Raw genomic sequence first — 17,779 nt, 5'->3', positions numbered from 1 at the left:
AAGCCGTCAAGCCGAGGCCCTCTTGATCATCCTGTTCCGCTGGCTCCTGCGTCTTTTCACGGGGATCGTCATTCTTGCCGTGGCCGCCGGCGCGCTGGCCTATTACTTTCTGTCGCGCTCGCTGCCGGATTACAACGCTTCCTATGCCGTCGCGGGCATCAATGCGCCGATGCAGATCGTGCGCACCAATGCCGACGTGCCGCATATCTTCGGCCAGACCGATGCCGACAGCTTCTACGGCCTGGGCTTCGCCCATGCCCAGGACCGGCTCTGGCAGATGACGATGATGCGGCGAACGGCGGAGGGGCGGCTTTCCGAGCTGTTCGGCAAGCGCACCGAGAAGATCGACGAGCTGATGCGGCGGCTGGACTTCTACGGACTTGCCCAGAAGTCCCTCGCCGCGCAGGACCCGGAGACCCGGCAGGCGCTGGAAGCCTATGCCGCAGGCGTCAACGCCTGGATCCATATCGTCAACACCCATGCGCTTGGCCGCGGCGCGCCGCAGTTCTTCCTGTTCTCGAACCGGATCGCGGTCTGGACGCCGGCGGATTCGCTGGCGATTCTGAAGCTGATGTCGATGCAGATCTCCTCCGGCCTGGAGAAGGAGGTGCTGCGCGCGCGGCTGTCGCTGATCCTGCCGCCGGCACGGGTGCAGGACATCATGCCCACCGATCCGCAGGACCCGGTGGCGGCGCTGCCGAATTATGCGAGCCTGTTCCCGAAGGTACAGAAGAGCTACGCCGCGCTGGACATCTCTCCCGATCCGCTGTCGCCGGTGAAGGACCGCGCCTTCCTCGGCGCCTCCAACGCCTTCGCGGCCGCGCCAGCGCGTTCTGCCGCGGGCGGCTCGCTGCTGGCCAATGACCCGCACCTGGGGTTCCAGGCGCCGACGCTCTGGTATCTCGCGCGCCTGCACCTGAAATCGGGCGACGTGATCGGGGCGACGATCCCGGGCATGCCGGTGGTGCTGCTTGGCAGGTCGGACAAGCTCGGCTGGGGGCTGACGACGACCGGGCTCGACGACCAGGACCTGCATATCGAGCAGGTGAACCCCAAGGATCCGACCGAATACAAAACACCGGACGGCTGGAAGCCCTTCGTCACCCGCAAGTCGATTATCCGCATCAAGGGCGCGGCGCCGAAGACGCTGACGCTGCGCTGGACGGACAACGGGCCGGTGCTGCCGGGATCGCTCTACAACCTCGGCGAGATCACCCCGCCGGGGGACGTGATGTCGCTGTCCTGGACCGCGCTGAGCCCGGATGACACCTCGATGACGGCGGCGATCCACCTGATGATGTCGCAGAACATCGACCAGGCGCTGAAGGCCGGCAGCCTGTACATCGCCCCGGCGCAGAACCTGATGCTGGCCGACAAGCACGGCATCGCCATGCAGGTGATCGGGCGGATGCCGAAGCGCGACGCCCGCAACACCACGCAGGGCCGGATGCCGAACCAGGGCTGGCTGCCGCAGAACCGCTGGCTGGGGATGTATCCCTATTCCGACAACCCGCGCTTCGTCGATCCCGCCTCGGGCATCCTGCTGAACACCAACAACAAGGTGGTGGACCGGCCCTTCCCCAACAACCTGACCTTCGACTGGGGCGACACCCAGCGCATCCAGCGGCTGCTGAAGCTGATGAAAAGCCGCGACGTGCAGACCCGAGAGAGCTTCATCGAGGCGCAGCTCGACACGGTCAGCCCGACGGCGCGGCACCTCCTGCCGCTGATCGCGCGCAACCTTTGGTACGAGGGCGAGCAGGCGCCGGCGGGCACGCCGAAGGCGATGCGGCAGAAGGCGCTCGCGCTGCTTGCCAACTGGAACGGCGACATGAACGAGCATATGCCCGAGCCGCTGATCTACGCGACCTGGATGTGGTTCCTGCAGGACCGCATCATCCGCGACGAGCTGGGGCCGCTGGCCGACAGTTTCCGCCATCTCGACCCGATCTTCATAGAGCGCGTCTTCCGCAACACCGATGGCGCCGCGGTCTGGTGCGACGTGAAGCAGTCGACCAAGGTCGAAAGCTGCGACGATGTCGCCAAGATGTCGCTCGACGATGCCCTTCTGTGGCTGAAGCAGCGCTACGGGCCGAACATCGAGAGCTGGCGCTGGGGCGACGCGCATCAGGCGGCGCATGACGATCCGGTGCTGGGCAAGATCCCGGTGCTGCGCTATTTCGTGAACATACGGCAGTCGGTGTCGGGCGGGGACAACACGCTGGACCGGGGGGTGTCGAAGGGCTTCGGGCCGGATCCGTTCCTCGACGTGCATGGGCCGGGCTATCGCGGGGTCTATGACTTCGCCGACCCCGACAGCTCTGTCTTCATCACCGCCACCGGGCAGTCGGGCCAGCCCCTCAGCCGGTTCTACGACAACCTCGGGGAACTCTGGCGGCGGGGCGAGTATATCCCGATGTCGCTCGACCCCGGGCTGGCGCGCGCGGGCGCGATCGGGATCACCCATCTGAGGCCGGAGAAGTCGGGGGGCTGAGACGGCCTCAGAGCCGGGCGAAGTCCGCCTTCTGGCGGGCTGTCCAGCGCAGGACCATGCGCCAGCCGTCCTCGCCCCGCTGTTCCGCCGTCACCGCGTTCTGTGCGTGGAGCCAGGCGTGGCGGCGACCGTCCGAGAAGGGCAGCTCCAGGACTTCCTCGATCCGCTCCTCGTCAAGCCGGGCGGAGATCGCGGCCAGAAGCGGGTCGAGCCCCTCCCCGGTCAGGGCGGAGCCGGCATAGACGTTCTCCGTCCGCGCGGCCTGGGTTTCGAGCGCGGCGCGCGCCTCGCCCCCGACCAGGTCGATCTTGTTCCAGAGTTCGAGCTGCGGCACCTCGGCATCAACGCCGAGACGGGCGAGGATCGTCCTCACATCCTCCGCCTGCTCCGCCGTCTCGGGATGCGAGATGTCGCGGACGTGCAGGATCAGGTCTGCCTCCAGCACCTCTTCCAGCGTGGCGCGGAAGGCGGCGACGAGTTCGTGCGGCAGGTCGGAGATGAAGCCCACCGTATCCGACAGGATCACCCGGCGGCCGGAGGGCAGCTCGATCCCCCGCATCGTCGGGTCGAGCGTGGCGAAGAGCATGTCCTTCGCCATCACTTCCGCGCCTGTCATGCGGTTGAAAAGCGTGGATTTCCCGGCGTTGGTGTAGCCCACGAGGGCAACCACGGGGAACGGCACCTTGCGGCGCGCGGCGCGGTGCAGTTCGCGGGTCTTCACCACCTTGTCGAGCTGGCGGCGCAGGCGCGTCATCTGCTCGTCGATGGCACGGCGGTCGGCCTCGATCTGGGTCTCGCCGGGGCCACCGACGAAGCCGAGCCCGCCGCGCTGGCGTTCGAGGTGGGTCCAGGCCCGCACCAGCCGAGTGCGCTGGTAGGAAAGCGCGGCAAGCTCGACCTGCAGCACGCCTTCACGCGTGCGGGCGCGGTCGGCGAAGATCTCGAGGATCAGCCCGGTCCGGTCGAGGAGCTTGAGGCCCCATTCCTTTTCGAGGTTGCGCTGCTGGACCGGGGTCACAGGCCCGTCGATCAGCACCAGGCCGACCTCCTCGGCCTGCAGCCGGTTCTTCAGCTCCTCCAGCTTGCCCTTGCCGAAAAGCGTGCCTGGCGCGACGCGCGCAACACGGACGATCTCGGCCCCGCAGAGCTCGAGATCCGGCAGGGCCTCGGCCAGCGCCACGGCTTCCGCCAGGGCGAGCGAAGGTTCCCGGCGGGAGCCGCCGGATTTCAGGTCTGGATGCAGGACGTAAGCGCGCATGCGCGGGATCTATCCCCGGCGAAGGCCCGGTTCAATCCTCGCCGTCATAAAGACTGATCGGCTGGCCCGGCATGATGGTCGAGATCGCATGCTTGTAGACCAGCTGCGACTGTCCATCGCGGCGCAGCAGGACACAGAAATTGTCGAACCAGGTGATCACGCCCTGCAGTTTCACCCCATTGATCAGAAAGATCGTGACAGGGATCTTCGTCTTCCGGACGTGGTTAAGAAAAGCATCCTGCAAATTTTGTTTGTCGGCGGCCATGTTATCTTAAGCCTTTTTCTTGGAACGCGCGGCAGCAACCATGCCGAAGCCAATGGTCTCCGGACAGAGTATGAAGCGGGAAGGGTCGAGATTCCAGCCCCAAAAACAGCCCGTTACAGCGCGGGCCTTTGACGGGGCCGGATCCTCAGATCTCGGACGTCTCCTCCTCCTCCGAATCGAGATGGGCCACACGGCCGCCGGATTTCGCCGTGGTGACCACGCCGAGCGACTTCAGCTTGCGGTGGAGGGCCGATCGTTCCATGCCCACGAAGCTCGCCGTGCGGCTGATATTGCCGCCGAAACGGTTGATCTGGGTCAGCAGATATTCCCGCTCGAACAGCTCACGCGCCTCGCGCAGGGGCAGCGTGGCAAGCCCGCCTGACAGGACCACCCTGCCCTCGCCCTCGGTCGGCTGTTCGCGGCCCGGCAGCTCGCGCGCCTCGATCGGGCCTGTGCCGTCGCCGAGGATCAGCACCCGCTCGACCATGTTCTTCAGCTGCCGGACGTTGCCGGGCCAGGGCATCGTCTGCAGCAGCGCGGTCGCCTCGTCGGAGATCTCGCGCAGCGGCAGGCCCTGGGTCTTGTTGAACATTTCCACGAAATGGCCGACCAGCTCGGGGATGTCCTCGCGCCGCTCGTCCAGCGAGGGGACGGTGATCGGCACGACGTTCAGCCGGTCGAAGAGTTCCTGCCGGAAGCGGCCGGCGGCGATCTCTGTCTTCAGGTCGCGGGTGGTCGATGAGATCACGCGCAGGTCGACCCGCACCTTGTCGGCCCCGCCGACGCGGGTGAACTGCTGTTCGACCAGCACGCGCAGGATCTTCGACTGGGTGCCGATGGGCATGTCGGCCACCTCATCGAAATAGATCACCCCGCCATGCGCCTGTTCCAGAAGCCCCTTCTCGACCCCGCGCTCCGGCGTTTCGCGTCCGAACAGCACCTCTTCCATCCGCTCCGGCTCGATCGAGGCGGAGGTGACGGTGACGAAGGGCGCCGCGGCGCGGTTCGACTGGGAGTGGATGAACCGCGCGGCCACCTCCTTGCCGGAGCCGGGCGGCCCCCAGAGCATGACGCGGCCGTTCGACTTCGTCACCTTGTCGATCTGGGCGCGCAGCGTCTTGAAGGCCGCGCCCGAGCCGATCATGTCGGCCGCCGTCACGTCGCGGCGGCGCAGGTCGGAGTTCTCGCGCCGGAGCCGCGAGGTTTCCATCGCGCGCCGCACGACGACCAGCAACTGGTCGATGTTGAAGGGCTTCTCGATGAAGTCATAGGCCCCCTGCTTGATCGCGGCGACCGCGATCTCGATGTTGCCATGGCCGGAGATGATGACCACGGGGACGTCCGGGTTGTCGCGCTTCACCGTCTTCAGGATGTCGATCCCGTCCATCCGGCTGTCCTTCAGCCAGATGTCGAGGATCATCAGCGCCGGCGCCTCCTCGTTGATCGCGTCCATGCACTCCTCGGAATTCGCCGCGAGTCGCGTCACGAACCCCTCGTCGCGCAGGATGTCCGAGATCAGTTCCCGGATATCGCGTTCGTCGTCGACGATCAGAATGCCGCTCATTGTCCTGTCTGCTCCTCTCTCTTATCCCGCCTTTGCCCGCGCTTCGGGGTCCGCCCCGTCCGCGGGGGCGGCGCTTGCACCCTCCGCCCGGCCGGTGGCCGGAAGCGGAAGGCGGATTTCGGCCATGGCGCCGGGCCGGGCGCCGTCGCCGAACGGCGGGGCATCGACCAGGTCGAGCGTGCCGCCATGTTCCTCGATGATCTTCTTGACGATGGAAAGCCCCAGGCCGGTGCCCTTCGCCCGTGTCGTCACATAGGGTTCGAACAGGCGCGAACGGTCCTCCGGCAGGCCGATACCGTTGTCGGCGATCCGGATCAAGACCATCCCTTCTTCCTCGGCCAGGCTCACGCGGACCTCCGGCGCAAAGCCCTTCGGCGCACCCTTTTCCTGCAGGCTTTCAATCGCTTCCCCGGCATTTTTCAGAAGGTTGGTAAGCGCCTGCGACATCAGCGTGGCGTCGATCTCCATCATCAGCGGCGCCTCCGGCAGGCTGGCGGAGACCTCGGCGCCATGCATCGCCTGCTCCTGCAGCACCACCGCGTCGCGCAAGAGCCGCACCAGATCGTGCTCGGCCCGTTCCGGCTCCGGCATCCGGGCGAAGCGCGAGAACTCGTCGACGATGCGGCGCAGGTCGCCGGTCTGGCGGATGATGACGTCGGTATATTGTTCCAGGTCGCCGCCCGCCTCGCCCACCATGGGGCGGAACTTGCGGCGGATGCGTTCGGCCGACAGCTGGATCGGCGTCAGCGGGTTCTTGATCTCATGCGCGATGCGGCGAGCGACATCGCCCCAGGCGGCCATCCGCTGGGCGCTGACAAGCTCTGTCACGTCGTCGAAGGCCACCACGTAGCCCTCCAGCCGCCCGTCCTCGCTGCGGCGCATCGCCATGCGCACCAGAAGCCGCTCCAGCCGGCCCTTGCGAGAGACCTTGATCTCCTCCTGCACCACCGCGCCGCCGCCCTCGCGCAGCCGTTCGTAGAGATGCAGCAGTTCCGGCGCGGCCTGGGCCAGCTCCAGCCCGTGGTCGCGCGATTCCTCCAGCGCCAGCAGCCGCTGGGCAGAGCGGTTGATGAAGTCGATGCGCCCCTTGGCGTCGAGCCCGATCACCCCGGCGGTGACGGAGGACAGGACGGAATCGAACTGCCGCCGCCGCTGCTCGGTCTGGCGGTGGTTGCGCATCAGCGCCTCGCGCTGGCCCTTCAGCTGGCGGGTCATCTGGTTGAAGATCCGGCCCAGCATGGCGATCTCGTCGTCGCCCTCCTCCTCGATCACCTGAACGTCGAGGTCCCCTGCGCCCACGCGCTGCGCGGCCCCGGCAAGCCGGCCCACGGGCTTGGCGAGCCGCTCCGCGAACCAGAGGCCGAGCCAGATCGAGGCGAGGATCAGGATCAGCGCGAAGCCGAGGTAGAGAAGCCCGAACTCGAACAAAAGCGTGCCGCGGTTCTGTTCCAGCTGCTGGTAGAGGTGGACGGTCTGCGTCGTTTCATCCAGCAGTTTCAGAAGGTTGCCGTCGACGGTGCGGGAAACGTAGAGGTATCGGTCAAGATAGGCCGGCAGCGCGATCAGCGCGCGAAGCTCGTTGTTCTTCCAGTCGTCGATCAGCACCACCTGACCGCTTGCCGCCTTGGCGATGTCGGCCTCGGTCGGCGGGTCGTAGTTGAACAGGTAGGAGCGGTCGCCACGGGCCCGGATCTTGGCCGTGCCATCGATGATGTAGGCGCCGCGCAGCCCGCGCTGGATCTGTGCCTCCCCCGTGCTAAGAAGCTGGCGCAAGTCACCGTCGTCTATGAAGAAATTCGTCTTTTTTGCGCCGTCGATGAAGATCGCCAGCGCCTTGATGTCGGTGGTCAGGTCCTTGCGGTGCTCGCCCTCGTAGGCCTGCGCCGCGGTCAGCGAGGAGGAGACCACCTCCCGCACCCGGTTGGAGAACCAGCCCTCCAGCCCGACGTTGACGGTCAGGACCGCGAAGATGGCGACGAGGATGGTCGGGATCAGCGTGATGATGACGAAGACGCCGGTCAGCCGCATGTGCAGCCGCGACCCCGCCGATTTCGACCGGCGTTCCGAGATCATCCGCGCGATGCGGTTGAGAACCAGCGCCGCGACAAGCAGCACGTAGACAAGGTCGGCCAGCAGCACGACGCGCAGCTGCGGAGAGCTCGCGACATGGCTCAGGGGCCCGAAGGTCAGATAGGTCGCCAGCGCAAGGCCCGGCCCCAGCACCACCAGAGCCAACGTCGCCGCGGTCTGGATCCGGCGTTGCCTGCGAAGCCGGTTCAACCGCTGCAGGGAAAAAGAATGCGCCGCCCGCTGCACGGGATAAATCCCCGATTTGGAGGGTGGGTTAGCCCCCGCCACCAGATTTGGATGCCGCCGAAGCGGCTGGCGCCGAATTGCAACGCCGCTGTTGCTCTTTTACATCAATTTGCGGCGCCGTGTCACGCGAATATCCAGATCTGTGATCTTTTTACGCAAGGTATTGCGGTTGATGCCGAGGAGATCGGCACATTTTGCCTGATTTCCGCCGGTTGCGTCGAGCGCGATCTCGATTAGCGGCAGTTCCACCTCGCGCAGCACACGCTGGTAGACGCCGGGCGGCGGCAGCGCGCCGCCGTGCAGATCGAAGTAGCGCTTCAGGTGGCGGGCGACGGAAGCCGAGAGCTTCTCGCCCTCCCCGCCCCCCCTGAGCGGCTCCATCGCCGGCTGGTTGCCAAGGACCTGCTCCACCTCGCCGCGGGTGATCTCGACCTCGGACGAGGTGACGACCAGCCGCCGCACGGTATTTTCCAGCTGGCGGACGTTGCCGGGCCAGGTGTAGGCGCGCACCAGCTCCATCGCCTCGGGCGAGAAGGTGCGCCGCGCGCCGGCCTCGCGGTCGCCGCGCAGCAGGAAATGCTCTGCCAGCAGGGGGATGTCGTCCACCCGCTCGCGCAGCGCCGGCACCGCGATCGCCACGCCACCAAGGCGGAAGTAGAGGTCGCGGCGGAACTTACCCCCTTCCATCTGCTGGCCGAGGTCGGCCTGGCTGGTGGCCATCACGCGCGGCGAGAGATCGCCGAGCTGGTCCAGCAGGCGGACGATCCGGGCCTGCGCCTCCTCGGTGTAATCCGCGACCTCGTCGAAGACGATAGAGCCGCCGCGGGCGCGGCTCAGCACGTCGCTCGCGCCCTCGGGCGTCGAAAGATCGGCGTTGGAGACGATGACGAAGGGCTGGCTGCGCCGGTCAGAGAAGTCGTGGATGGCCCGCGCGATCAGCGATTTGCCGGTGCCCGATTCGCCGGTGATCAGCACCGGCAGGTCGGTGTTCATCACCCGCGCGACGAGGCGGTAGAGCGCCTGCATCTGCGGCGTGCGCCCGACCAGCGGTAGGTCCTCGCCCTCCTGCGGGGCCGGCGCGGGGCGCGGGGCGACGCGGCGCTTGGTCTCCAGCGCGCGGGCGGCGCGTTTCATCAGGTCCGGCAGGTCGAAGGGCTTGGGGAGGTAATCGTAGGCCTCCGCCTCCGCCGCCTGGATCGCGGTCATGATCGTGTTCTGGGCGGAGATCACGATGACCGGCAGGCCGGGCCGCTCTTTCCCGATTTTCGGCAGCATTTCCAACCCGTTGCCGTCCGGCATTATGACGTCGGAGATGACGAGGTCGCCCTTGCCCTCCTCCACCCAGCGCATCAGGGTCGTCAGGCTGGAGGTCGCATGGACCTTGCAGCCGGCGCGGGTCAGCGCCTGGGTCAGTACCGTGCGGATCGTGCGGTCGTCGTCCGCGACCAGGACCGTGCCGTCCATCACTCCATCTCCATGCTCTTGGGAACCACCGGCAGCGACACGCGGAAGGCGGTGCGGCCGGGTTGTGTGTCGACGGCGATCCAGCCGCCATGATCGGTGATGATCTTCGAGACGAGCGCGAGGCCAAGCCCGGTGCCGTTCTCGCGGCCCGAGACGAAGGGCTCGAAGATGTCCGCCGCGATCTCGGGCGGGATTCCGGGGCCGTCGTCGATGATCTCGACCTGAAGCGGCAGCGCGTCGCGGCTGCCGTCGGGCCGGCGCACCCGCAGGGAGGGATCATAGAAGGTGTGAAGCCGGATGATTCCACCTTTTGGGCCAGCGGCTTGCGCAGCATTCTTCAGAAGGTTCAGGAAGACCTGCACCAGCTGGTCGCCATCGGCCCAGGCCGGCGGCAGCGAGGGGTCGTAATCCTCGACGATCTGCATCTTGGTGGCGAAGCCCACTATGGCGGACTTGCGCGCGCGGTCGAGTGCGTCATGCAGGTTCACCGGCCGCCGCCCCGGCGGGCGGAGATTGCCGAACTGCTCGACCTGCTCGAGCAGCTTCACGATCCGCTGCGTCTCTTCCACGATCAGGTCGGTCAGCTCGCGATCCTCGTGCGAAAGCCCCATGGAGAGAAGCTGCGCCGCCCCGGCGATGCCCGCCAGCGGGTTCTTGATCTCATGCGCCAGCATCTCGGCCATGCCGATGGCGGATTTGGCGGCGGATTTCACGTTCATCGCCCGGCCGAGCCGGTCGGCGATGTCGCGCGGCGCGATCAGCAGCAGCAGCGTGCTGGGCGCGTCGCTGAGCGGGGCGACCTGGATGTTGCATTGGACGCTGGGCCGGTCGCCCTGCCCCACGTCGACATCGTTGATGAAAAGCGGCGACTGGTTCTCTCGCACCCGCTCGAAGGCCTCGGTCAGCGGCGCGTCGATGGTGAGCCGGTCCAGCACCTTCATCCCGCGCAGCGAGCGGTCGGAGCTGTTGAGGAAGATCTCGGCGGCCGGATTGGCGTGGCTGATGGCATTCTCGGGATCGATCAGCAGCGCCGGCACCGGCAGCGACGACCAGACGATGCCGGGCGCGGGCGGCTGTGTCATGCGGCCACCCGTCGCGGCGGTGCGAAGGCGTCGCGGATGAGCCGGGCCACGGTGGCCGGCTCCTCGGCCGTCAGCAGCGCCCGGCGCAGGCCCGCGGGGTCGCCTGCCGCGTCGAGATACCAGCCAAGGTGCTTGCGCGCGACGCGCAGGCCCAGCTCCTCGCCATAAAAGTCGAGCATGGCGGCGTGATGTTCGGCCACGAGATCGGCCAGCGCCTCGCCCTCCGGTACCTCGGGACCCCGCTGGCCCGTAAGCCCCGCCGCGATCTCTGCCAGAAGCCAGGGGCGGCCCTGGATGCCGCGGCCGACCATGACGCCATCGGCGCCGGAAAGCCGCAGCGCCTCGCGCGCGCTTGCGGCGTCGGTGATGTCGCCATTGGCGATCACCGGGATCGTCACGGCCTCCTTCACCCGGGCGATCGCAGCCCAGTCGGCGCGGCCCTTGTAGAACTGGCAGCGGGTGCGGCCGTGGATCGTGATCATCCGCACACCCGCGGCCTCTGCCCGCCGCGCAAGCTCGGGCGCGTTCAGCAGGTCGTCGTCCCAGCCGAGGCGGGTCTTCAGCGTCACCGGCACATCGACCGCGCCCACCACCGCCTCGATCAGGCTGACGGCATGGTCCAGATCGCGCATCAGCGCCGATCCGGCCAGGCCGGAGGTCACGCGCCGCGCCGGGCAGCCCATGTTGATGTCGATGATCCGGGCCCCCTGCCCGGCCACCAGCCGCGCGGCCTCGGCCATCCAGTCGGCCTCGCGCCCGGCGAGCTGGATCGCCGTCGCGGCCTCGCCAAAGCCCAGTTCGGCCCGGGCGCGCGCCTCCGGCCGGGCGGTGACGACCTCGCGGCTCGCCACCATTTCGCTGACAACCAGCCCCGCCCCGAAGCGCGAGACGATGCGGCGGTAGGGCAGATCGGTGATGCCGGCCATCGGCGCCAGAAGCACCGCCGGATCGATCGAAACCTCTGCCAGATGAATCGCCAACTGCCTAATCCTTATGCGACACCCTAGCAGCTAGTCCCTCCAGCCGAGGATAGCAATCTGGCGGCCGGGCGCTACCGGGCGGGAAACCGGCGCCGCTCAAAATTTGGGCAGCCCTGCCCGATCTGCTCGCAGCGTTGTCATGGCCCGGGCCTCGGCCTATGGAGGGGGCGACAATCAGCGGTGAGGGGCATGAGCACGGTCGCCATCATCACAGCCGCCGGGCGCGGCATCCGTGCCGGGGACGGCGGGCCGAAGCAGTGGCGCGCGCTGGCCGGCCGGCCGCTTCTGGCGCATACGCTGGAGGCGTTCCGCGCGATCCCGGAGATCGACCGGCTGATCCTCGTCGTCCACCCCGAGGACGCGGCGCTGGCCGCACCGCTGCTTGACGCGCGCACCACGACGGTCATCGGCGGGGCCAGCCGCGATGCCTCGGTCCGCGCCGCGCTGGAGGCGCTCGAGGGCAGCGACGCGACCCGCGTGCTGATCCATGACGGTGCCCGCCCGCTGGTCTCCGCCGCCGTGATCCGCAGGGTGCTTGCGGCGCTGGACGGCGCGCCGGGCGCGGCCCCGGCAGTGCCGGTCTCCGACGCGCTCTGGCGTGGCGAGGCTGGCCGCGTCACCGGGCTCGCCCCGCGCGACGGGCTGTTCCGGGCCCAGACACCGCAGGGCTTTCACTTCCCCGCAATCCTCCACGCCCACCGCGCCCATCCCGGCGGCGCCGCCGACGATGTGGAGGTGGCGCTGGCCGCCGGCCTTGACGTCGCCATCACCGAGGGCGAAGAGGACAACATCAAGCTCACCTGGCCCGGCGATTTCGCGCGGGCGGAACGCATCCTGAGGGGCCGCGCCATGGATATCCGGATCGGCAACGGCTTCGATGTCCACGCCTTCGCGCCCGGCGATCACCTCTGGCTCTGCGGCGTGAAGATCCCGCATGACAAAACGCTTCTGGGCCATTCGGATGCCGACGTGGGCATGCATGCGCTGACCGACGCGATCTACGGCGCGCTGGCGGAGGGCGACATCGGCCGCCACTTCCCGCCCTCGGATCCGCAATGGAAGGGCGCGGCGTCGGACATCTTCCTGGCCCATGCGGCGGGGCTGATGCGCGGCCGCGGCTACCGGCTGGCCAATGCCGATGTGACGCTCCTCTGCGAGCGCCCGAAGATCGGCCCGCATGCCATTGAGATGCAGCGGAAACTGGAGGAGATCATGGAGGTGGAGATGGGCAGCGTCAGCGTCAAGGCGACGACAACCGAAAGGCTCGGCTTCACCGGGCGCGAGGAAGGCATCGCGGCGCTCGCCACGGCCACGCTGGTGCGGGCATGACGGGCGGGGTGAGCCGGATGCTGGCCACCGTCTTCGGCGTGGGCTACCTGCGGCCGGCCTCCGGCACCTGGGCCTCGGCGCTCGCGGTCGTGCTGGCGATGGGTCTTCACGGTGTCGGCGGCTTTCCCCTGCTGCTGGTCGCCACGCTTCTTGTCACCGCGCTCGGCTTCGCCGTGGTGAAGGCCGATCTCGCCACCCGCGCCCCGGGCGACACCGACCCGTCCGAGATCGTGATCGACGAGGTCGCGGGCCAGTGGATCGCGATGTGCGCGCCCTCGGCCGGGTTCTGGTTCGCGGGCCTGCCCAACTGGGACATGCCCTGGCCGGGCCCCCTCACCGCCTTCATCGCCTTCCGGCTTTTCGATGTGTGGAAGCCGTGGATCGTCGGGCGCGCCGACGCGCGCGGCGATGCGGCGGGCGTGATGCTCGATGACATCTACGCCGGGATCATGGCGGCCGTGGTGGTGATTGTCGCCGCCGGCATCGCCCACGGCATCTTCCACGCATGACCGCGCCCGAGCGCCTCCTCGCCGCCGCCCGCGCGAAGGGCGTGCTGATCGCCACGGCGGAAAGCTGCACCGGCGGCATGGTGTCGGCCGCGATCACCGACGTGCCCGGCTCCTCCGACATCTTCGAGCGTGGCTTCGTCACCTATTCCAACGCCGCCAAGGAGACGATGCTGGGCGTCCGGGCCGAAACCCTCGCCGCTCATGGCGCCGTCTCGGAAGAGGTCGCCCGCGAGATGGCCGAGGGCGCGCTTGCCCATTCGCGGGCCAGCCTCGCCGTCGCCATCACCGGCATCGCCGGGCCCGGCGGATCGGAACACAAGCCCGAGGGCCGGGTCTGCTTCGCGCTGGCCCGGAAGGGACAGCCGACGGTCACGCAAACCCGGGAATTCGGCGCCCCGGGCCGCGCCGCGGTCCGTGCGCGCTCTACCGAACATGCGCTGGACCTGCTGCTTTCATCCCTGGGCTGAGCGCCTCCGGCGGGAGTATTTCGGGCCAGGAAATGCCCGGGGATCAGGGCAGGCTGCGGGCGCCGTAAAGCTCTACTGCGCGGCGTTCGAAGGCGGCGACGACGCGGTGCATGGCCTCGTTGAAGACGACGCCGATGATGCGCTGCAGCACGAGGTTCTTGAACTCGAAGTCGACGAAGAACTCGACCTCGCACCCGCCCTCCGGCCGGTCCCGGAACGACCAGTTCGAGCGCATGTATTTGAACGGCCCGTCAAGGTATTCGGTGTCGATCTTCATCTGCTCGGGCCAGAGCGTGACGCGGCTGCCGAAGCGTTCGCGGAAGACCTTGAAGGAAATCACCAGATCCGCCTCCATTATCTCTCCGCCGCCGTCGCAGGGCGTGCGCGAACGGATCCGGGCAGCCGCCGTCCAGGGCAGGAATTTCGGATAGCTGGCGACGTCGGCCACGAGGTCGTACATCTCCTGGGCCGAATAGGGCAGCGGGCGGGTTTCCTGGTGTTTTGGCATGGATCCGATGGGTTGGTGACTTGGCGCGCGAACTTCTGTAACTCTGGCGCCGAAATCAAGGGGCCCTCATGTCAACGCAAGCATATGTCATCGACGAAATGATCTCCGCCAAGGCGATCGCCGCCCGGGTAGAGGCGCTTGCCCGGGAAATAAGCAGCTATTTCGCCAGCACGGAGAAGCTGGTCGTCGTTGGTCTCCTGCGCGGCTCTTTCGTCTTCATCGCCGATCTCGTGCGCGAGATCGACCTGCCGATCGAGGTCGATTTCCTCGAGGTCTCGAGCTACGGCAACAGCACCGAAAGTTCGCGCGAAGTCCGTGTGCTGAAGGACCTGCGCGGCGAGATCGCCGGCCGCGACGTGCTGGTGGTCGAGGATATCGTCGATACCGGCTACACGCTCGCCCATGTCCTGAAGCTCCTCGAGACGCGGGGCCCGGCGCGGATCGAGGCCTGCGCGCTGCTCGACAAGCCCTCACGCCGCGAGATCCCGGTGGAGGCGAAATGGACCGGCTTCACCATCCCGGACGAATTCGTCGTCGGCTACGGCATCGACTATGCGCAGCGCAACCGCAACCTTCCGCATATCGGTAAGGTCCGGTTCCTGCCCGAGGCGAAGTGAACCTTCTCTTCTGGCTGGTCAGGATGTCCGGCTGGGCGCGCCGCCCGCCCGCGGCGCGGCGGCTGGCCGTCGTGCTTGCAGTGATAGCCCTCTGCCTTGTGCTGGCAGGGATCGAGAAATACGTCGGCTGGCCCGTCTGGCTGGGCGTCAACCCGCCCATCCGCCGGGTTCCGCTTCTGCGCTGAGGCGCGATCAGGCCCGGGCCAGCTTCTCCAGCCGCGCGGTGCGGAGCCGGGCGAAGTCGTCGCCCGCGTGGTAGGACGAGCGCGTCAGCGGCGTGGCGGAGACCATCAGGAACCCCTTGCCGAAGGCCGCCCGCTCATAGGCCGCGAATTCCTCGGGCGTGACGAAGCGGGCCACCGAATGGTGCTTCGGCGTCGGCTGCAGGTATTGCCCGATGGTGAGGAAATCGACATCGGCGGAGCGCAGGTCGTCCATCACCTGCCCCACCTGCTGGCGCTCCTCGCCAAGCCCCACCATGATCCCCGACTTGGTGAACATCGCCGGGTCCAGCTCCTTCACCCGCTGCAGCAGGCGGAGCGAGTGGAAATAGCGCGCGCCCGGCCGCACCTCGGGGTAGAGCCCCGGCACGGTCTCAAGGTTGTGGTTGAACACGTCCGGCCGCGCCTCGACGACCTTCTCCAGCGCCTCCGGCCCGCAGCGCAGGAAGTCCGGTGTCAGGATCTCGATGGTGGTGTCGGGCGAGCGGTGGCGGATGGCGCGGATGGTCATGGCGAAATGCTCCGCCCCGCCATCGTCGAGGTCGTCGCGGTCGACCGAGGTGATCACGACATGGTTCAGGCCGAGCTGCTCTACGGCATGGGCCACGCGGCCCGGCTCGAAGGTGTCGAGCACGTCCGGGCGGCCGGTCGCCACGTTGCAGAAGCTGCAGCCGCGGGTGCAGATCTCGCCCATGATCATCATCGTTGCGTGGCCCTGCGACCAGCATTCGCCGACATTGGGGCAGCCCGCTTCCTCGCAGACCGTCACCAGCTTCTGCTCGCGGATGATCTCGCGCGTCTGGCGGTAGCCGGCGGAGGTCGGCGCCTTCACGCGGATCCAGGCGGGCTTCTTCGGCTGCACGGCCGCATCGGCACGGTGGGCCTTTTCGGGGTGCCGCTCGGCGGGGATTTTCAGATCACGCAAGGGCTCGCTCCTCTCAGCGCCTTTCAGGGTGACATATCCCTCGAAGGCCCCGCAGGCAACGCCCCGCAGGATCAGCCCCGCCATGCGTCTGGCACAAGCGAGGAATGCCCGCCCGCGTCGGGCGGGCCCGGGGGCAAGGCCCCCGCCCTTCCCCTACCCGATCAGCGGCCCGGCGATCCCGCCGTTCTCCTCGTAATGCCGGCGAAGCCGCATCAGCGCGATCCGAAGCACGATCTTGCCCGAGCGCGCCGACCAGCCCATGCGCCGCTCGGCCATCTCCAGCCCTTCCAGGAAGCAGCAGCAGCGCAGCGCCATGTCGCCCAGCCCGGGCCCGAGGTCGCGCAGCGCCGCCGCCACCCGTTCGCGCGCCGCCCGCGGGCCTTGCGCCGGCCCCGCGTCGGATCCGAAGCCGCCGCGCTCGGCGCCGGTCAGAAACCGGTCCCAGTTCTGTGCCACGCGGGGGCCCATCTGGCCGATCTCGAAATCCTCGCGCAGCCGCTCGGCCGCGGCCACGAGGTCGGGGGAGAGGAAGGGCTTGCCGTCCTTGTCGCGCCGCCGCCACAGCGCAACGATCGGGCTTTCGGCAAGGTTGCAGCGCACCCGGCGCGGTGCCTCGCCGCCCTCGCCCTCCACCTGCCGCTCGGCCCAGATCCGGTGCTGGTCGCCGAAGGCGGCACCGGCCTCGGCCATGCCGCGGGGCCGGCCGTCGGCGCCCAGAAGGCGCTTCAGCGCGGCGCGTCCGGCCGTGCTGAGAACGTAGGTCGAGACGCGCCCGGGCTTGCGGCAATCGATCCAGTCCTTCACCACGAAGGCCTGCGCCACGGCGCGGTCGACCACGGCCGTGCGCGCGGTGCGCCCGTCGGGGAATTCACGCAGCACCACCGCCTTTTCCATGTCGGCGGCGACGGCCAGCATCGTGTCGGGCTCCGAGAGCCGGCGCAGGATGCGGCGGGCCTCGCGGGCCAGGGCGGCCTCGTCGGTCAGGGGTGTATCTTGCGGCTTGTGGGGGCGCGGGTCTGCTCGCATCGCGGGGTCGTCCTTTCCATGCGGGGGGCAAATCCGGGCCGCATGCAGGCGGCCCAGTCGGGCCAGCGCCTCGTCCATCAACGGATCGTCGCGCCGGTTCTCGTAACGGCGCACCTGTCTGAGCACGGTGGAGGCATGGCATCCCTCGCGCCGGGCCAGCGCCCGAAGAGAGATCCCGTCCGAGGTATGTTCGAGATAGCGCCGCACCGCGTCGGGAAGCCATCCGGGATAGCCCGTCTCGATGCCCAACCTTGACGTCATGCGCGCCTCGCCTCCCACCTGGCCGATCGGTGCCGTCCGGGCCGCACGCAACCGTCGGTTGTCAAGGTTACCTGACCGTTAACATGCGAACCGGCGGATAGATTTCGTTAAGAAACCTAAAGAAATCTGAAACGGGCGCACGCCGAACGGCGCGCGGCGCAACGCCGGCCCCCCGCATGCCAGAACCCGAAGCGGATGCGACCGGAGGATGCGATGACCGATCTTGCCATGAGTTTTCAGCGCTTTGCCCGCCCGCGCCTGCTGATGCAGGCGGCCCGCTCGGGGCTCGGCGACTATCGCCGCGAACGCGACCTTCTGCGCATCGCGGGCGATGCGGCGCTGGCGCCGGAGCATGCGATGGGCCGGCTGATCGCGCTCGAGGCCGGGCATGAGGCGACCCGCCGTGCCGGCGACGCCGCCTATAGCGCCGCCGCCCATGTCGAGGTTCTGATCGCACTTCTGGCCGAGGCGCGCACCTCGGCCGTCTGAGCCG

General features: G+C 68.2%; 17 protein-coding genes. 7 read left to right on the top strand and 10 right to left on the bottom strand.

All coding sequences use genetic code 11. The annotated features are described in order from the left end of the window. Window positions 1-22 precede the first annotated feature (22 nt). Entirely contained in the window at window positions 23-2,494 is a 2,472-nt protein-coding gene (locus EIP85_RS00470; RefSeq protein ID WP_127900171.1) for a penicillin acylase family protein, read from the top strand. A 7-nt stretch (window positions 2,495-2,501) separates the two neighbouring features. Here EIP85_RS00470 and hflX read toward each other — a convergent pair whose 3' ends face one another. From hflX to dusB, 7 genes are all read right to left on the bottom strand, one after another. Beyond that, on the bottom strand, window positions 2,502-3,752 hold the full coding sequence (hflX, locus tag EIP85_RS00465; RefSeq protein ID WP_127900170.1) for a GTPase HflX: 1,251 nt from the start codon (window positions 3,750-3,752) through the stop codon (window positions 2,502-2,504). Between the two features lie 31 nt (window positions 3,753-3,783). Beyond that, window positions 3,784-4,017 carry an RNA chaperone Hfq gene (gene hfq / locus EIP85_RS00460; protein WP_127900169.1) on the bottom strand — a complete coding sequence of 78 codons (234 nt, stop codon included), beginning with the start codon at window positions 4,015-4,017 and terminating at the stop codon, window positions 3,784-3,786. Window positions 4,018-4,162: 145 nt separating this feature from the next. After that, on the bottom strand, window positions 4,163-5,581 hold the full coding sequence (gene ntrX / locus EIP85_RS00455; protein WP_127900168.1) for a nitrogen assimilation response regulator NtrX: 1,419 nt from the start codon (window positions 5,579-5,581) through the stop codon (window positions 4,163-4,165). A gap of 21 nt (window positions 5,582-5,602) precedes the next feature. Continuing rightward, a complete protein-coding gene (locus EIP85_RS00450; protein ID WP_127900167.1) occupies window positions 5,603-7,897 on the bottom strand; it encodes a sensor histidine kinase NtrY-like in 2,295 nt (764 codons plus the stop codon). Window positions 7,898-7,996: 99 nt separating this feature from the next. Then, window positions 7,997-9,361, bottom strand: coding sequence for a response regulator (locus tag EIP85_RS00445; RefSeq protein ID WP_127900166.1), 1,365 nt, complete (start codon window positions 9,359-9,361; stop codon window positions 7,997-7,999). Further along, entirely contained in the window at window positions 9,361-10,443 is a 1,083-nt protein-coding gene (locus EIP85_RS00440; protein ID WP_127900165.1) for a two-component system sensor histidine kinase NtrB, read from the bottom strand. Before EIP85_RS00440 ends, EIP85_RS00445 begins: the two co-directional genes overlap by 1 nt. Continuing rightward, entirely contained in the window at window positions 10,440-11,423 is a 984-nt protein-coding gene (dusB, locus tag EIP85_RS00435; RefSeq protein ID WP_127900164.1) for a tRNA dihydrouridine synthase DusB, read from the bottom strand. Before dusB ends, EIP85_RS00440 begins: the two co-directional genes overlap by 4 nt. A 189-nt stretch (window positions 11,424-11,612) precedes the next feature. On the opposite strand from dusB, the gene EIP85_RS00430 reads away from it, so the two are divergent. Genes EIP85_RS00430 through EIP85_RS00420 form a run of 3 tightly spaced genes read left to right on the top strand, consistent with a single transcriptional unit; the run spans window position 11,613 to window position 13,728 of the window. Further along, complete coding sequence (locus tag EIP85_RS00430) at window positions 11,613-12,752, top strand: bifunctional 2-C-methyl-D-erythritol 4-phosphate cytidylyltransferase/2-C-methyl-D-erythritol 2,4-cyclodiphosphate synthase (RefSeq protein WP_127900163.1); 1,140 nt, start codon at window positions 11,613-11,615, stop codon at window positions 12,750-12,752. Further along, window positions 12,749-13,261, top strand: a complete 513-nt coding sequence (locus tag EIP85_RS00425) for a phosphatidylglycerophosphatase A family protein (protein WP_127900162.1) — start codon at window positions 12,749-12,751, stop codon at window positions 13,259-13,261. Before EIP85_RS00430 ends, EIP85_RS00425 begins: the two co-directional genes overlap by 4 nt. Further along, a complete protein-coding gene (locus EIP85_RS00420) occupies window positions 13,258-13,728 on the top strand; it encodes a CinA family protein (protein ID WP_127900161.1) in 471 nt (156 codons plus the stop codon). Before EIP85_RS00425 ends, EIP85_RS00420 begins: the two co-directional genes overlap by 4 nt. A 43-nt stretch (window positions 13,729-13,771) precedes the next feature. Here EIP85_RS00420 and EIP85_RS00415 read toward each other — a convergent pair whose 3' ends face one another. Continuing rightward, entirely contained in the window at window positions 13,772-14,236 is a 465-nt protein-coding gene (locus tag EIP85_RS00415; protein ID WP_127900160.1) for a type II toxin-antitoxin system RatA family toxin, read from the bottom strand. Window positions 14,237-14,304: 68 nt separating this feature from the next. Here EIP85_RS00415 and hpt point away from each other — a divergent pair, with 68 nt between their 5' ends. Together hpt and EIP85_RS00405 are read left to right on the top strand one after the other, a co-directional pair. Next, window positions 14,305-14,853 (top strand): hypoxanthine phosphoribosyltransferase, encoded by a 549-nt coding sequence (gene hpt, locus EIP85_RS00410; protein ID WP_127900159.1) that lies wholly within the window; start codon window positions 14,305-14,307, stop codon window positions 14,851-14,853. Continuing rightward, window positions 14,850-15,038 (top strand): hypothetical protein, encoded by a 189-nt coding sequence (locus EIP85_RS00405; protein ID WP_127900158.1) that lies wholly within the window; start codon window positions 14,850-14,852, stop codon window positions 15,036-15,038. The genes hpt and EIP85_RS00405 overlap by 4 nt, the downstream gene beginning before the upstream one ends. A 7-nt stretch (window positions 15,039-15,045) precedes the next feature. Here the strand turns inward: EIP85_RS00405 and lipA are convergent, their stop codons facing one another. Both lipA and EIP85_RS00395 read right to left on the bottom strand, forming a co-directional pair. Further along, on the bottom strand, window positions 15,046-15,999 hold the full coding sequence (gene lipA / locus EIP85_RS00400) for a lipoyl synthase (RefSeq protein WP_164871608.1): 954 nt from the start codon (window positions 15,997-15,999) through the stop codon (window positions 15,046-15,048). A 153-nt stretch (window positions 16,000-16,152) separates the two neighbouring features. Beyond that, complete coding sequence (locus tag EIP85_RS00395; RefSeq protein WP_127900156.1) at window positions 16,153-17,286, bottom strand: DUF6456 domain-containing protein; 1,134 nt, start codon at window positions 17,284-17,286, stop codon at window positions 16,153-16,155. A gap of 213 nt (window positions 17,287-17,499) precedes the next feature. Between EIP85_RS00395 and EIP85_RS00390 the strand changes: the two genes are divergently transcribed. After that, a complete protein-coding gene (locus EIP85_RS00390) occupies window positions 17,500-17,775 on the top strand; it encodes a DUF6477 family protein (RefSeq protein ID WP_127900155.1) in 276 nt (91 codons plus the stop codon). The last annotated feature ends 4 nt before the right edge of the window (window positions 17,776-17,779 follow it).

The organism is Solirhodobacter olei (assembly GCF_004010155.1).
Taxonomy (GTDB): Bacteria; Pseudomonadota; Alphaproteobacteria; order Rhodobacterales; family Rhodobacteraceae; genus Solirhodobacter; species Solirhodobacter olei.
The sequence above is the reverse complement of the archived record's forward strand: the minus strand, read 5'-3'. Positions and strand labels throughout refer to the sequence as shown.